Annotated in this window: 15 protein-coding genes; 5 read left to right on the top strand and 10 right to left on the bottom strand. The window is 74.2% G+C overall.

The features are described from left to right. The 7 genes from ABZS66_RS37490 to ABZS66_RS37460 all read right to left on the bottom strand — a co-directional run. A partial coding sequence (locus ABZS66_RS37490; RefSeq protein WP_354766264.1) for an ATP-binding protein occupies positions 1 to 647 on the bottom strand: 647 nt, incomplete at its 3' end. Beyond that, positions 644 to 1,060: an anti-sigma regulatory factor gene (locus tag ABZS66_RS37485; RefSeq protein ID WP_354766262.1), complete on the bottom strand. Its 417-nt coding sequence runs from the start codon at positions 1,058 to 1,060 to the stop codon at positions 644 to 646. The genes ABZS66_RS37485 and ABZS66_RS37490, both read right to left, overlap by 4 nt. Continuing rightward, complete coding sequence (locus tag ABZS66_RS37480) at positions 1,047 to 1,448, bottom strand: STAS domain-containing protein (protein ID WP_354766260.1); 402 nt, start codon at positions 1,446 to 1,448, stop codon at positions 1,047 to 1,049. Before ABZS66_RS37480 ends, ABZS66_RS37485 begins: the two co-directional genes overlap by 14 nt. Continuing rightward, positions 1,448 to 2,302, bottom strand: a complete 855-nt coding sequence (locus ABZS66_RS37475) for an STAS domain-containing protein (RefSeq protein ID WP_354766258.1) — start codon at positions 2,300 to 2,302, stop codon at positions 1,448 to 1,450. The genes ABZS66_RS37480 and ABZS66_RS37475 overlap by 1 nt, the downstream gene beginning before the upstream one ends. Positions 2,303 to 2,480: 178 nt before the next feature. Beyond that, positions 2,481 to 3,470 (bottom strand): malate dehydrogenase, encoded by a 990-nt coding sequence (locus ABZS66_RS37470; RefSeq protein WP_354766256.1) that lies wholly within the window; start codon positions 3,468 to 3,470, stop codon positions 2,481 to 2,483. A gap of 47 nt (positions 3,471 to 3,517) precedes the next feature. After that, positions 3,518 to 4,300: a methyltransferase domain-containing protein gene (locus tag ABZS66_RS37465; protein WP_354766254.1), complete on the bottom strand. Its 783-nt coding sequence runs from the start codon at positions 4,298 to 4,300 to the stop codon at positions 3,518 to 3,520. Between the two features lie 93 nt (positions 4,301 to 4,393). After that, positions 4,394 to 4,705 (bottom strand): hypothetical protein, encoded by a 312-nt coding sequence (locus tag ABZS66_RS37460; protein ID WP_354766252.1) that lies wholly within the window; start codon positions 4,703 to 4,705, stop codon positions 4,394 to 4,396. Between the two features lie 55 nt (positions 4,706 to 4,760). Here ABZS66_RS37460 and ABZS66_RS37455 point away from each other — a divergent pair, with 55 nt between their 5' ends. Further along, complete coding sequence (locus ABZS66_RS37455; RefSeq protein WP_354766250.1) at positions 4,761 to 5,930, top strand: PLP-dependent aminotransferase family protein; 1,170 nt, start codon at positions 4,761 to 4,763, stop codon at positions 5,928 to 5,930. On the opposite strand, the gene ABZS66_RS37450 is transcribed toward ABZS66_RS37455, so the two are convergent. Together ABZS66_RS37450 and ABZS66_RS37445 are read right to left on the bottom strand one after the other, a co-directional pair. Beyond that, on the bottom strand, positions 5,872 to 7,023 hold the full coding sequence (locus ABZS66_RS37450) for an MFS transporter (protein WP_354766248.1): 1,152 nt from the start codon (positions 7,021 to 7,023) through the stop codon (positions 5,872 to 5,874). The genes ABZS66_RS37455 and ABZS66_RS37450 overlap by 59 nt on opposite strands. Continuing rightward, positions 7,020 to 7,595: a TetR/AcrR family transcriptional regulator gene (locus tag ABZS66_RS37445; RefSeq protein ID WP_354766246.1), complete on the bottom strand. Its 576-nt coding sequence runs from the start codon at positions 7,593 to 7,595 to the stop codon at positions 7,020 to 7,022. The genes ABZS66_RS37450 and ABZS66_RS37445 overlap by 4 nt, the downstream gene beginning before the upstream one ends. 65 nt (positions 7,596 to 7,660) lie before the next feature. Between ABZS66_RS37445 and ABZS66_RS37440 the strand changes: the two genes are divergently transcribed. The 3 genes from ABZS66_RS37440 (at position 7,661) to nth (ending at position 12,064) form a co-directional block, all read left to right on the top strand. Continuing rightward, positions 7,661 to 8,839, top strand: coding sequence for an FAD-dependent monooxygenase (locus ABZS66_RS37440; RefSeq protein WP_354766244.1), 1,179 nt, complete (start codon positions 7,661 to 7,663; stop codon positions 8,837 to 8,839). Between the two features lie 65 nt (positions 8,840 to 8,904). Then, on the top strand, positions 8,905 to 11,244 hold the full coding sequence (lon, locus tag ABZS66_RS37435) for an endopeptidase La (RefSeq protein WP_354766243.1): 2,340 nt from the start codon (positions 8,905 to 8,907) through the stop codon (positions 11,242 to 11,244). 103 nt (positions 11,245 to 11,347) lie between these two features. After that, a complete protein-coding gene (gene nth, locus ABZS66_RS37430) occupies positions 11,348 to 12,064 on the top strand; it encodes an endonuclease III (protein WP_354766242.1) in 717 nt (238 codons plus the stop codon). Positions 12,065 to 12,133: 69 nt separating this feature from the next. Here the strand turns inward: nth and ABZS66_RS37425 are convergent, their stop codons facing one another. After that, positions 12,134 to 13,222: a crosslink repair DNA glycosylase YcaQ family protein gene (locus ABZS66_RS37425; protein WP_354766240.1), complete on the bottom strand. Its 1,089-nt coding sequence runs from the start codon at positions 13,220 to 13,222 to the stop codon at positions 12,134 to 12,136. A gap of 10 nt (positions 13,223 to 13,232) precedes the next feature. Here ABZS66_RS37425 and ABZS66_RS37420 point away from each other — a divergent pair, with 10 nt between their 5' ends. Continuing rightward, positions 13,233 to 14,111 (top strand): DUF72 domain-containing protein, encoded by an 879-nt coding sequence (locus ABZS66_RS37420; RefSeq protein ID WP_354766238.1) that lies wholly within the window; start codon positions 13,233 to 13,235, stop codon positions 14,109 to 14,111. Positions 14,112 to 14,146 lie beyond the last annotated feature (35 nt).

The following is a 14,146-nucleotide window of genomic DNA, read 5'->3' as shown; positions in this document are numbered from 1 at the left end:
CTCGCCCCGGTGCAGGTGGTCGGCATCCCGATCCGGGCCGACCACGGCGAGTACGCCGCCGCGGCGGCCGCGGCGAGCGGGCCGTGGCCGAGGCCGTCGGCGACGAGCACGAGCAGCGCGCCGTCGTGCACGCGGGCCGCGTACCGGTCGCCGCAGACCTGCTCGCCGGTGATCGGCCGGGACAGCCCGCCGACCGGGGGCCCGGCGTGGTCGCCGGACGGGCCGGGCCACAGCCGCACGGCGTAGACGGTGCCCCGGCCGGGCACGGAGAAGCCGGTGGCGGCGTCGGAGAGGCGCTGGACGGCGCCGAGGCCGATGCCGAGGGTACCGGCGGTCGAGTGCCCGTCGGCGCTGGCGAACGGCAGGTCGGCCATGCCCGGCCCGCTGTCGACGGCGACCAGCTCGATGCCGCCGGTGGCGCCGCGGCGCAGGATGCGCACCGACAGCGCGCCCCCGTCGGCGTGCCGGTGCAGGTTGCTGGCCAGCTCGGCGGCGACGATGGCCACCTCGCCGGCCCGCTGCTCGGTGAAGCCGAGCCGGCGGGCGGCGTCGACGGCGAGCCGGCGGGCGATCCCGGCCGCGCCGGCGTCGCCGACGCTGACCCAGCCGAGCTCCTCGACCGACGGTGGCGGCCCGGGGGCGCTCACCGGGCCCACTTGGTGACCGTGATGCGCGTGCCGGCGCCGGGGGTGGTCTGGATGTCGAACTCGTCGACGAGCCGCCGGGAGCCGCTCAGGCCGAGGCCGAGGCCGGAGCCGGTGGTGTAGCCGTCGGTGAACGCGAGGTCGAGGTCGGCGATGCCGGGGCCGGTGTCGACGAACTCGGCCCGTACCCCCGCCCGGCGGCCGTTGTGGACGCCGCCGACGGTCGCGTATCCCCCGCCGCCGTGGATGAGGGTGTTGCGGGCGAGCTCGCTCGCCGCGGTGACCAGCTTGGTCTGGTCGACCAGCGGCAGCTTCGCCGCGACGGCGGCCAGCCGCACGGCCTGGCGCACCCGCACGACGTCCTTGTCGTCGCCGATGTCGAGCCGGGTCAGCTCGCCGGTCTCAGGCGCCGTCATCGTCGGCCACCGTGAGCACGCCGACACCGTGGATCTGACGCACCTCCGCCAGGATCTCCAGGGCCTTGTCGACGTTGAGGGCGGTCCGTACGCCGTTGAGCGACAGGCCCAGCTCGACGAGGGTGATCGCGACCGCCGGGCGCATGCCCACGACGACCGTCTCGGCGTCGAGGACCCGCGACACGGCCGCGATCGTGGACAGCATCCGGCCGATGAACGAGTCGACGATCTCCAGGGCCGAGATGTCGATGACGACGCCGTGCGCGCCGGTCTCCACGATCCGGTCGGACAGGTCCTCCTGCAGCTGCATGGCGGTCTGGTCGTCGAGGTCGAGCTGGATCGACACGAGCAGGATGTCGCCGATCTTCAGGACGGGCACCCGGTCCATCAGACCGCCTTGCGCTTGACCAGGTCGACCCCGCTCGCGCGGAGGGCGTGCTGCAGGGCGTCGGCGAGGGTCGCCTTGGTGACGATGTCACCGAACTCGATGCCGAGCGCGACGACGGTCTGCGCGATCTGCGGGCGGATGCCGGAGATGATGCACTCGGCGCCCATCAGCCGGGCGGCTACGACCGTCTTGAGGATGTGCTGGGCGACCTGGGTGTCGACGGCCGGCACGCCGGTGATGTCGACGATCGCGAAGCCCGACCCGGTGTCGACCAGGGTCTGCAGCAGCTTCTCCATGACGACCTGCGCGCGGGCCGAGTCGAGGGTGCCGACGAGCGGCACGGCCACCACGCCGTTCCAGAGCTTCACGACCGGCGTCGACAGCTCCAGCAGCTGCTCGGTCTGGTCGGCGATGATCGCCTCGCGGGCCTTCGTGAACGTCTCGAACGTGAACAGGCCCATCTCGTCGACGAGCAGCGACAGGACGAGGAAGTCCTTCGAGACGCCGTCGCCGTCGCTGGTCCCTTCGAGGCCGAGGACGACCTCCTTGACGGTGAAGACCAGGTTGGCGGTCTCGGTGGGGGTGAACCCCTGGCGGGCCCAGTCGGTCGACAGTTCGGCCAGGGACGCCCGCGACTCGCCGCCCTGCACGCCGGTGAGCTCGCCGTCGCCGGCGCCGTCGAGCATGCCCAGCAGCGCCGCGTAGACGTCGCGGACCTGCCGGTTGAGCTCGGCCTCGGTGAGCCGGCCGCGCAGGCTCCGCGCGGCGAGCTCGCTCCACCGCTTGACGATCTCGTCCTCGTGCGACCGCAGGAGCGCACTGAGCCGCTGCCTCGCCTCGGCGTTCACCTTCACGCGTGTGTCTCCCGTCCGCCCTTGGTACGTCGGACCAGACCGTACCGCCCCCGCCAGCCGGGGGCGAACGCAGACCCTTTGTCGTAGTGCAAATGTCACCAGCGGCGCCGACGGCCCGAGAGGCGGACGGGACAGGGCCGGGAGCCTTGCGGCTGCCGGCCCTGTGGCGGGGTGTGCGTCAGATGAGGCCGAGGCGCTCCACCGCGGCGCGCTCCTCGTCCAGCTCCGCCACCGAGGCGTCGATGCGGGCGCGGGAGAACGCGTCGATGTCCAGGCCCTGCACGATCTCCCAGCGGCCACCGGCCGAGGTGACCGGGAACGAGGAGATCAGGCCGGCGGGGACGCCGTAGGAGCCGTCGGAGACGATCGCGGCCGAGGTCCAGTCACCGGCGCGGGTGCCGTTGACCCAGTCGTAGACGTGGTCGATGGCGGCCGACGCGGCGGAGGCCGCCGAGGAGGCGCCGCGGACCTCGATGATCTCGGCACCGCGCTTGGCGACCCGCGGGATGAACTCGTTCTCCAGCCACTGCTGGTCGTTCACGGCCTCGGCGGCGTTGCGGCCGGCGACGGTGGCGTGGACGATGTCCGGGTACTGGGTGGCGGAGTGGTTGCCCCAGATGGTGACCTTGCTGATATCGGCGACCGCCACGCCGAGCTTCGCCGACAGCTGGGCGACGGCCCGGTTGTGGTCGAGGCGGGTCATCGCGGTGAACCGCTCGGCCGGCACGTCGGGAGCGTTGCGCTGGGCGATGAGGGCGTTGGTGTTGGCCGGGTTGCCCACGACGAGGACCTTGATGTCGTCGGCGGCGCCGGCGTTGATCGCCTCACCCTGCGGCTTGAAGATGCCGCCGTTGGCCTCGAGCAGGTCGCCGCGCTCCATGCCCTTCGTGCGCGGGCGGGCGCCGACGAGCAGGGCGACGTTGGTGCCGGAGAAGGCCCCCTTCGGGTCGTCGAACACGTCGACCCCGGCCAGCAGCGGGAACGCGCCGTCCTGCAGCTCCAGCGCGGTGCCCTCGGCGGCCCGCACGGCCTGCGGGATCTCCAGCAGCCGCAGCTTGACCTTCGTGTCCGCGCCGAGCAGCTGCCCGGACGCGATGCGGAACAGCAGGGCGTAACCGATCTGGCCGGCCGCGCCGGTCACGGTGACGTTGACGGGCGTGTCGCTCATGAGACTTCTCCAGCAGCAGTGGCGGGTAGGGCTCCTTCGGCATCAACCTACAGCGGCGCGACCGGGCGGGAGCATTCGATGAGGTACCGCGTGGTGTGTGCCACGAACGGCCCCTGCTGCCGGATCCGCTCGTGCAGCTCGGCGAGCTTGTCGCGGTACCCCTCGACGGTGAACCCGGGGACGATCCAGATCACCTTGCGCAGGTACACCGCGACCGCCGCGACGTCGAAGAACTCCAGCCGCAGCGTCGCCTCGCGCAGGTCGACGAGCCGCAGCCCGCAGGAGGCGGCGTCGGCGGCCGCCCGGGCCGGGCTGCGCGCGTCGCCGTGCGGCTGCGGACCCATCATGTAGTCGGTCAGCGCGGCGGCGGTGCCGACGCCGACGTGCTGGGCGAAGTAGGTGCCGCCGGGCGCCAGGACCCGGGCCAGCTCGGGCCAGTTCACCCGCGCGGGATGGCGGCTGGTGACGAGGTCGAACCGGCCGTCGGGGAACGGCAGCGGCGCGTCGTCGGGGACCTCGGCCACCTCGGCCCGCCACGGTGCGAGGGCGTCGCGGGCCAGTGCCGCGTTCGGGGCCCACGACTCGGTCACCGCCAGTACCGCCGGAACCCGCTGCGCCGCGGTGAGGGCCTCGCGGACCACCTCACCGCCCCCGGTCTGCACGTCCAGCGCGGCGCGGGCGGCTGCGTACCGCCCGGCGAGCTGCCGGGCGTAGCCCCAGGGCGGGCGCTCCTCGGTGGCTCTGGGAGCACTGCCGGCGAACCAGGAGAAGTCCCAGCCCTCCACCGCCACGCTCGCACCCTCGTCCAGCAACGACTCCAGCGTTCGCACGACTGCATCCTACGTTGCCGGGGGCATCGCCCGTGGCCCACCGCGTGGGCACGCCGGCGCACCCCGGCCCGGCGGGAGACGAGGCCGGCGGTGTCAGGCAGCGGCCGCCCGGAGCTGGTCGGTGGTCTCCCGGAAGATCTCGGCGAGCGGCCCGACCAGGTCGGGGCGCTCCTCCATGAGGTCGCCGAGGCGGACCCGCCACAGCCCCGACTCGAGGGCGGCGGACTCGTAGCCGTAGCCGCGTACCATCCGGGCGCGGGAGTCCATGACGAGCTGCCCCCACGGCGGGCCCGCCTGCGCGTTGAGCCAGTTCGCGAACCACACGGCCCAGTCGTTGTCGGCTGACGCGTGAACGATGACCCGTGCTCCGTCCCACGCGACGCGCTGCTGGTGCGGCCTCGGCATCCATCGATGGTGGACCGGCCGGGGCGGGCGCGCAAGTACCGTACCGTGAGCTGGTATGCCTACCATCCAGTACGCCGGCCGGCCCGGGGTGCTCGACCTGTCCTGGGGTCATCCGCACCCGGACGCGCTGCCGGTCGGCGACTGGGCCGCCGCGACCGGGGCGGCGCTGCGCGAGTTCGGCTGGCAGGCGCTCGCCTACGGTCACGAGGCCGGCCCGGCCGAGCTGGCGGCGTGGCTGTGCGAGCGGCTCACCGTGACCGACGCCCGCGCGCCGGTGCCGGCGGAGGTGTTCGTGACCGCGGGCGCCTCGCACGCGCTGGAGCTGCTCTCGACCCAGCTCGTCGAGCCGGGTGACGTGGTGCTGGTCGACGCGCCGACCTACCACCTGGCCCTGCGGGTGCTCGCCGACCGGGGCGCCGAGCTCGTGGAGGTACCGCCGGATCCGGGAGCGCTCGAGGAGGTCGTGACGCGGCTGCGCCGGGCCGGGCGGACGGTGGGGCTGTATTACCTCGTGCCGACGTTCACCAACCCGACCGGCGTGTCGCTGCCCGATCCGGCCCGCCGGTCGCTGCCCGTGACCGCCGACCGGCTCGGCCTGACGGTCGTCGAGGACGACACGTATCGCGAGCTGGCGTACGACGGGCCGGCGCCGCCGTCGCTGTGGGCGCTCGGCGACGGCGCGCCCGTGGTCCGGATCGGCTCGTTCGCCAAGTCGGTCGCGCCGGGCCTGCGGCTGGGCTGGCTGACCGGCCCGCCGGGCCTGGTCGCGGCGCTGGTGCGCCGCGGGTACGTCGACAGCGGGGGCGGCGTCAACCACACGGTGGCGCTGACGATGGCCGCGTTCGGCCGCTCGGGCGGGTTCGACCGGCACGTGGCGTCGGTCGTGCGCCGCTACCGGGGCCACCGCGACGCGCTGGTGGCCGCGCTGCACGCGGAGGGGGTGGCGTGTCCGGTGCCGGCGGGCGGCTGGTTCGCCTGGCTGCCCGGCGCGCCGGCGCTCCCGGCGGCCGAGGCGGCCGGGGTGTCGTTCCTGCCCGGCCGCGTGTTCTTCGCCAGCGGCGGCCCCGACGACCACGTCCGCCTGTCGTTCTCGATGCTGGGCCCGGCCGACCTGGCCGAGGCCGCCCGCCGGCTCGCGCCGCTGCTCAGGGCCGCAGGCCCGGCACTCAGGCGACCGTCCCCGGGCGGCCCGACAGCCACGCGACGACGGCCATCGCCAGGGTGAGGGCGCACAGGACCACGACCGGCACGGTCCAGGAGCCGGCGGCGTCGCGCAGGGCGCCGATGAGCACCGGGCCGCCGGCCGCGAGGCCGTAGCCCGTCGACTGGGCCATCGCCGACAGCGCCGCGGCCTGCCGGGCGTCGGTGGTGCGCAGGCTGAACAGCGACAGGCACACCACGATCGCCATGCCCGCGCCGAAGCCGGCGACGAGCACCGACGCGAGGGCCCACCAGGCGTTCCACGGCAGCCACTGCTGCCCGGCCACCCCGGCGCCGATGCACACCGCGCAGCCCAGGCCGACGAGGCGTTGGTCGGCCTGGGCCGCACCGGCGCGCATGAACAGCGGCACGAGCAGGTTCGCGGCGACGGCCGCGGCCAGGTACGCGAACAGGTGCCAGCCGGCGACCGCCGGGTCGATGCCGTGGTCGCGCTCGATCGTCGGCAGCCAGGTGATGAGGACGTAGAAGGCGAGCGACTGCAGGCCCATGAACAGCGTCACCTGCCAGGCCAGGCCGCTGCGCCAGGGCAGCGGGGCGCGGGCCGCGCCGTTCGCGCCCGGACCGGCCTCCCGGACGGACGGGGCCCAGACGGCGACCGCCACGACGACCAGCAGCGCCCACGACGCCAGGGCCCAGCGCCAGCCGCCGGCCGCCGCGGCGAGCGGGACGGCCGTGCCGGAGGCGACCGCCGCGACAACGCTCTGCGTCGCCGAGTAGCCGCCGGTGACCGGGGCGACCCGGTCGGGGAAGTCGCGCTTGACGACGCTGGGCAGCAGCACGTTGAAGCAGGCGATGGCGGCGCCCACCGCGATCGTGCCGGTCCACAGCTGGGCGGGCAGCGACCGTACCGCGATGCCGCCTGCGAGCAGCAGCAGCGCGATGGCGAGGCTGCGCTCCAGCCCGGCCCGCCCGGCGACGAGCGGCGCGACCAGCGAGAACACCGCGAACGCGAGCAGCGGCAGGGTGGTGAGCAGCCCGGCCGCGGCCGAGGACAGGCCGAGGTCGGCGCGGATCTCGCTGACGAGCGGGCCGACGGAGGTGAGCGGGGCGCGGCCGACCGCGCCGATGAGCAGGACCCCGAGGAGGAGCCGGTTCACCGCAGCTCCGCCGCGATCGTGCGCAGCGCCTCGGCGAGGTCCCGGCCGGACGGGGCGTTGGCCGGGTCGATCAGCCACTGGGCGATCACCCCGGACAGCAGCGCCTGGTAGAACGAGCCGACCTGCCGGGCCTTCTCCCCCTCGACGGCCGCGTCGATGTGGTGGAACACGTGCGCCCACAGCGCCCGGGCGCCCTGCATGCCGTCGGTGAGCATGGCCCGCAGCTCGGGGGCGCGGTCCATCTGGATCACGGCGTCGAACGTCGCGACGAGCACCGGCCGGTGGGCGGCCATGGTGTCGAGGACCCGGGTCCAGTACGCCTCGAAGCGGGCCAGGCCGGTGAGCTCCTCCCCGCCCGGCCCGAGCAGCACGGTGGCCAGCTCGTGGCCCCAGGTCTCGATGGCCTTCATGAGCGCGGTGTTGAGCAGCGCCTCCGTCGAGCCGTAGTGGTAGCCGATGGAGCCGAGGTTGGTGCCGGAGGCGGCCACGATGTCGCGGGCGGTGGTGCGCGCGTAGCCCTTCTCGTAGAGGCAGCGGACCGCGCCGTCGAGGAGGTCTTCGCGGTGTCCCATGGGCGGCGATCATAGTATACGGGCGTTCTATACAAGCGTATAAGACGCGCGTATAGTCGCCGGGCATGGACATCCTCGTCTCGGGGGCCGGCATCGCCGGGCCCGCCCTCGCGCACTGCCTGCACGCCCACGGCCACCGGGTCACCGTCGTCGAGCGGGCGCCCGCGCCGCGGCCCGGCGGCTGGGCGGTCGACTTCCGCGGCCGGGTCCACCTGGGCGTCCTGGAGCGCACCGGGCTGCTGCCGCTGCTGCGCCCGCACGCCACCCGCACCGGCGACCTGGCCGTCGTCGATGCCGCCGGGCGCCGGGTGGCGACCATGCCGGCGGCCGTGTTCTCCGGCGACCTGGAGATCCTGCGCGGCGACCTCAGCCGGGTGCTCATCGACGCCACGCGCGGGCACACGCGGTACACCTTCGGCATCCGGATCAGCTCGCTCGCCCAGGATCCGTCCGGGGTGGACGTCACCTTCGACGACGGGTCCACCGGGCGGTTCGACCTCGTCGTCGGCGCCGACGGCCTGCGCTCCGCCGTGCGGCGCCTCGCCTTCGGGGACGACCCCGGCGTCCTGCGGCCGCTCGGCCTGCACGGCTGCGTCTTCACCGTGCCCGGCTCCCTGAGCCTTCCGGACGGCGCGCTCTACACCGAGCCCGGGCGCTCGGTCACCGTGGCGTCCCCGCACGGGCGCGACGGCGTCGTCCAGCTCTTCTTCACCCATTCGCAGCAGGTGTACCGCCGGGAGCGCGCGACCGTCGCCGCCGCGTTCCAGGGTGCGGGGTGGCGGGTGGCGGAGCTGCTCGACGCCATGGCCGCGACCGAGGACTGGTGGTTCGACGAGGCGACCCAGGTGGTGCTCGACCGCTGGTCCTCGGGGCGGGTCGTGCTGCTCGGGGACGCCGCGCACGCCGCCGGCCCGGGCGGCAACGGCACCGGCCTGGCGGTCGTCGGGGCCTACGTCCTCGCGTCGGAGCTGGCCCGATCTACACCGTCTGCGCTGCCGGCCGCCCTGGAGCGCTACGAGGCGGTCATGCGGCCCTACGCCGCCACCTGCCAGCGGCAGGCCGCGGGCGGGGCCGCGTTCCTCGCACCGGCGACCGCCCGGCAGATCGCGCAGCGCGACCGGTTCTTCCGGATGATGGGCGGACTACCGCCGCTGCGCCGGTTGTTCTCCTGGATGGCGACCCGGACGGCGACCGCGGTGCGGCTGCCGGACTACGAGTGGCCTGGGTCACACGTGGTGGCCTGACGGGAACAGAGGGAACGGTTTGTTACTTAAGCCTGACACGCTCAACTACTGATGGCAGGTGTGTCATGGCAACGCTCCCGGTTCTCCCGCTGAACGACGACGTCCTGCTTCCCGGCATGGTCATTCCCGTGACGCTCGACGCCACCACGCAGGCGGCCGTCGACGCGGCGCGCGCCGCCGGCGACAAACGGGTCCTCGCGGTCCCGCGGCTCGACGGTGAATACGGTTCGTTCGGCGTCATCGCCGTCCTCGACAAGGTCGGCCGGCTCCCCAGCGGCGAGCCGGCGGCCGTGATCCGCGGCCTGCAGCGGGCCCGCATCGGCGCCGGCGTCCCCGGTCCCGGCGCGGCCCTGTGGGTCGAGGCCGCCCCGGTCGACGAGCCCGCCCCGGCCGGCAAGGCCCGCGAGCTCGCCCGCGAGTACAAGGCCCTGGTCATCGGCGTGCTCCAGGAGCGCGGCGCCTGGCAGGTCGTCGACACCGTCGAACGGATGACGGACCTGTCCGAGCTCGCCGACTCCGCCGGGTACGCCCCGTGGCTCACGCTCCGGCAGAAGATCGAGCTCCTCGAGGCCCCGGACGTGACCGCCCGGCTCGAGCTGCTCGTCGAGTGGGCCCGCGCCCACGCGGCCGAGCAGGAGGTCAACGAGAAGATCAACCACGAGGTGCGCGAGGGCCTGGAGAAGACCCAGCGCGAGTTCCTGCTGCGCCAGCAGCTGGCCGCGATCCGCAAGGAGCTCGGCGAGGACGAGCCGTCGGGCTCGGCCGACTACCGCTCCCGCGTGGAGTCGGCTCCGCTTCCTCCGGTGGTGCTCGAGGCCGCGCTGCGGGAGGTCGGCCGACTGGAGCGGGCCAGTGACCAGTCGCCGGAGGCGGGCTGGATCCGCACCTGGCTGGACACGGTCCTCGAAATGCCGTGGAATGTCCGCACGACTGATAATACGGATCTTTCGGACGCCCGGGGCGTGCTCGACGCCGACCACGCCGGCCTGGCCGACGTGAAGGACCGCATCCTGGAGCACCTCGCCGTGCGCAACCGGCGGGCCGCGCAGGGCCTGGAGGTCGTCGGCGGCCGCGGCTCCGGTGCCGTGCTCGCCCTCGCCGGCCCGCCCGGGGTCGGCAAGACCAGCCTCGGCGAGTCCGTCGCCCGGGCCCTCGGCCGCAAGTTCGTCCGGGTCTCCCTCGGCGGCATCCGCGACGAGGCCGAGATCCGCGGCCACCGCCGCACCTACGTCGGCGCGCTGCCCGGCCGGATCGTGCGCGCCCTGCGCGAGGCCGGCTCGATGAACCCGGTCGTGCTCCTCGACGAGGTCGACAAGCTGGCCGTCGGCTACGCCGGCGACCCGGCCGCGGCGCTCCTGGAGGTTCTCGACCCGGCGCAGAACCACACGTTCCGCGACCACTACCTGGAGGTCGACCTCGACCTGTCGGACGTGCTGTTCCTCGCCACCGCCAACGTGGTCGACAACATCCCCGGCCCGCTGCTGGACCGGATGGAGCTGGTGACCCTGGACGGCTACACCGAGCAGGAGAAGGTCGCCATCGCCCGCGACCACCTGCTGCCCCGGCAGCTGTCCCGCGCGGGTCTGACCGCCGCCGAGTTCACCATCACGGACGACGCGCTGGCGGCGATCGCCGGCGAGCACACCCGTGAGGCCGGTGTGCGCCAGCTGGAGCGCGCCCTGGCCAAGGTCCTGCGTAAGGTGGCGGTGGCCCTGGCCGGCTCCCCGGAGCCGGTCCACGTCGACGCCACCACGCTGGCCCGGTACCTGGGCCGCCCCCGGTTCACCCCGGAGTCGGCCGAGCGCACCGCCGTCCCCGGCGTGGCGACCGGCCTCGCGGTGACGGGCGCCGGCGGCGACGTGCTGTTCATCGAGGCGACGTCCATGGAGGGCGAGCCGGGCCTGACCCTGACCGGCCAGCTCGGCGACGTCATGAAGGAGTCGGCGCACATCGCCCTGTCGTACCTGCGCTCCAACGGCCGCCGGCTCGGCATCGACCCGAACGAGCTGGCCGGGCGCCGCATCCACCTGCACGTCCCGGCGGGCGCGGTGCCGAAGGACGGCCCGAGCGCCGGCATCACGATGGTGACCGCCCTGGCCTCCCTCGCGACGGGCCGCCCGGTCCGCCCCGAGTTCGGCATGACGGGCGAGGTCACCCTGGCCGGACGGGTCCTGCCGATCGGCGGCGTGAAGCAGAAGCTGCTCGCCGCCCACCGCGCGGGCCTGACCGAGGTCATCATCCCGAAGCGCAACGAGCCCGACCTGGACGACCTGCCGGAGGAGGTCCGCTCCCAGCTCACCGTCCACGCCCTGGCGGACGTGGCCGACGTGCTGGCCCTGGCCCTGCGCCCCGCCGGCGACCCCGCCGACGACCCGGCCGTCCCGGACCTGCTGCCGGTCGCCTGATCTTGTCCCCTTTCGCGGCCCGCGTCCCCCACCCGGGGACGCGGGCCGCCTGCAGGTCCGAAGGGCGCCGGAAAATGTCGTACCCGGGACGTAGGGTCGGGCGGTGATTGCTGCTGAGGTCGAGTTCGACACCGCCACGGTCCGGCGGGCCCGCAAGATCCTGCGCCTGCTGCGGGTGCGCTATCCCGCCGCCCGCCTCGAGCTCGACTTCGCCTCGCCGCTGCAGCTGCTCGTCGCCGCCGTCCTCGCCGCCCAGACCCTCGACGAGCGGGTCAACGCGGTGACCCCGGCCCTCTTCACCCGCTACCCGACGGCCGCCGACCTGGCCGCCGCCGACCCGCCGGAGATGGAGCAGATCCTGGTCCCGGTCGGCTACTACCGCAAGAAGACCCAGTCGGTGATCGCCCTGGCCACGGCCCTGGTCGAGCACCACGGCGGCGAGGTCCCCCGCACCGTCGACGAGCTCGTGGCCCTCCCCTGGGTCGGCCGCAAGACCGCCAACATGGTCCTCGGCAGCGCCTTCGCCATCCCCGCGGTGTCGGTCGACACCCACGTGAGCCGCGTCGCCGAACGCCTGGGCTGGTCCCCCGCCCGCGACGTCGACACGGCCGAGCAGGCCATCCGCACCCTGTTCCCCCGCAAGGACTGGGTCGAGGCCAACCTGCTGCTCATCCTCCACGGCCGCCGCACCTGCCACTCCCAGAAGCCGGCCTGCGGCGCCTGCCCGCTGCTGGCCGACTGCCCGTCCGCCGGCCTGTCCGGCAAGGGCGAACTGGACCCCGAGAAGGCCCGCACGCTCCTCAAGGACCCGCAGGAGTAACGGCTCTTCTGAGGCGCGACCGCCCGTTCTGGGTCGGGCTGCCCGGCGTCCTCGAGGTAGTGGGCGGGGTCAGGGGGTGGGGTCTGTCAGGCGGGCCAGTTCGGCGTCCACGGAGCGCTTCGGGAGCGGGCCCTGCTCCGGGAACGGGTTCAGGGTGACGCCGCCGGCGGTGCGCTCCCAGGTGCCGCAGACGCGGCCGCGGTACGCGATGACCGGGGCGATCCAGCCGCCCGCGCGGCTGATCTCGGCGCGGCGGGCCGCCGGGACCACGCGGGTGTCCGACGTGCCGGGGCCGAGGACGAACTGGTCGAAGGCCGGCAGGAGGCGGACCTCGTCGAACGGCTCCGGGGCGGCGAGGGACGGCAGGTCCTCGGTCCGCGCGTACAGCACCTCGCCCTCCACGTCGACCTCGGACAGCACGCCCGCCGAGGTGAGCGCGGCGAACCAGCCCTTCAGCACGGCCTTCTTCGAGGCGCCGCGGATGAGCCACTGGTCGAACGTGGCGGGTGAGGCCGGGCCGTACGCGCCGAGGTACGACGGAATCACCGTCCCGGCGGCGGACTCCGGGTCCGGCAGGCCGGTCCACCCGGGCACGAACGTGTCGGGGCGGGTGAACGTGACGCGGTTGTCGCTGCTCGGGCCGTAGACGAGCAGGCCCTGCCAGGCCAGGGGCTTCAGGACGGTGCCCCAGCCCGAGCGCAGGTGCTCCTCGATCGAGGGGTCGCCGGCGTGCTCGACGATGGCGGTGGTCAGCTCGTCGCGGCTCAGCACGGTACCGTCGAGAACGTCCCAGGCGGCGGCCGCGATCTTCGCCAGCTGGTCCGTGGTGACGAACGTCCGCTGCCACGAGCCCTTCTCCCAGGTGCGGGACGCGGCCAGCAGGGCCAGGTGGGCGGGGGCCTCGGCCGCGTCGAGCAGGTGCAGGGTGCCCCGGGCCGCCCACGTCTTCACCAGCCGCCGGTCGGCGACGGCCGCGCGCAGCGGCGCCGCGTCAACGACCGGGGTGCGGGCCGCGACGGCCTGCTCGGCCGACGCCGTGACCTGGGCCTGCACGCCGGCGAGGGCGCGGACCACGCCGAGCGGGTCGGCGTCCGGGCGGTGCAGGAGCTGCCGCCGGGAACGCCAGCTCAGCACGTCGTTCCAGCCGAGGGAGAGCACAATGCAGCATATGGCCATCCGGGTCGGCACCGCGTCCTGGACGGACCCGACGCTGCTCGCGTCGGGCTGGTACCCGCCGGGCACCGACACCGCCGAGGGGCGCCTCGCCTACTACGCGTCGCGGTTCCCGCTCGTCGAGGTCGACGCGACGTACTACCACCCGCCGGCCGAGCAGACCGCCCGGCTGTGGGCCGAGCGCACCCCGCCCGGGTTCGTGTTCAACGTGAAGGCGTTCAGCCTGCTCACCGGGCACCCGACCCGCCCGGCCGCGATCTACGCGGACCTGCGCCCCGAGACCGGCAAGCAGACGGTGTACCCCAAGGACCTGCCGGCCCAGGCGTACGAGGACGTGTGGAGCCGGTTCCTGAGCGCCCTCGACCCGCTCGTCGAGGCCGGCAAGCTGGGCGCGGTGCTGTTCCAGTTCCCGCCGTGGTTCACGATCCGCCGCTCGAACAAGGAGACCCTCGTCGAGGTCCAGCGCCGCTGCAGCCCGCTGCCGGTCGCGGTCGAGCTGCGGCACCACTCCTGGTTCGACGGCGACAACGCGGCCGAGACGCTGGACTTCCTGCGCCGCCACGAGCTGCCGTACGTGGCGGTCGACATGCCGCAGGGCCACCGCGAGTCGGTGCCGCCGGTCCTGGAGGCCACGGCCGGCCTGGCGATGGTGCGCTTCCACGGCCACAGCGACCACTGGACCAGCCGCGACATCCACGAGAAGTTCGGCTACGAGTACTCCTCGCGGGAGCTGCACGAGTGGGCGCCGAAGCTGCGCGACCTGGCCGCCCACGCGTCGAGCACGCACGTGCTGATGAACAACTGCTATCAGGACTATGCGCAGAGGAACGCTGCCGAGCTTGCAGACCTTCTGACCAGTCAAGATGCTGGCTAGTCGTCCGTTCGGAGGTTTTGCACAGCGCTCCTAGT

The sequence above is a fragment of the Dactylosporangium sp. NPDC005572 genome, from assembly GCF_040605515.1.
Lineage (GTDB): Bacteria > Actinomycetota > Actinomycetes > Mycobacteriales > Micromonosporaceae > Dactylosporangium.
Note: the sequence above shows the minus strand (reverse complement) of the source record. Positions and strands in the feature narration are given on the sequence as shown.

Excerpts from the sequence above, each read along its gene's own strand:
- ABZS66_RS37485 (WP_354766262.1), bottom strand. The coding sequence starts at position 1,060 with ATGACGGCGCCTGAGACCGGCGAGCTGACCCGGCTCGACATCGGCGAC.
- ABZS66_RS37455 (WP_354766250.1), top strand. The coding sequence starts at position 4,761 with ATGCCTACCATCCAGTACGCCGGCCGGCCCGGGGTGCTCGACCTGTCC.
- ABZS66_RS37480 (WP_354766260.1), bottom strand. The coding sequence starts at position 1,448 with ATGGACCGGGTGCCCGTCCTGAAGATCGGCGACATCCTGCTCGTGTCG.
- ABZS66_RS37470 (WP_354766256.1), bottom strand. The coding sequence starts at position 3,470 with ATGAGCGACACGCCCGTCAACGTCACCGTGACCGGCGCGGCCGGCCAG.
- ABZS66_RS37440 (WP_354766244.1), top strand. The coding sequence starts at position 7,661 with ATGGACATCCTCGTCTCGGGGGCCGGCATCGCCGGGCCCGCCCTCGCG.
- ABZS66_RS37445 (WP_354766246.1), bottom strand. The coding sequence starts at position 7,595 with ATGGGACACCGCGAAGACCTCCTCGACGGCGCGGTCCGCTGCCTCTAC.
- ABZS66_RS37420 (WP_354766238.1), top strand. The coding sequence starts at position 13,233 with ATGGCCATCCGGGTCGGCACCGCGTCCTGGACGGACCCGACGCTGCTC.
- lon (WP_354766243.1), top strand. The coding sequence starts at position 8,905 with ATGGCAACGCTCCCGGTTCTCCCGCTGAACGACGACGTCCTGCTTCCC.
- ABZS66_RS37460 (WP_354766252.1), bottom strand. The coding sequence starts at position 4,705 with ATGCCGAGGCCGCACCAGCAGCGCGTCGCGTGGGACGGAGCACGGGTC.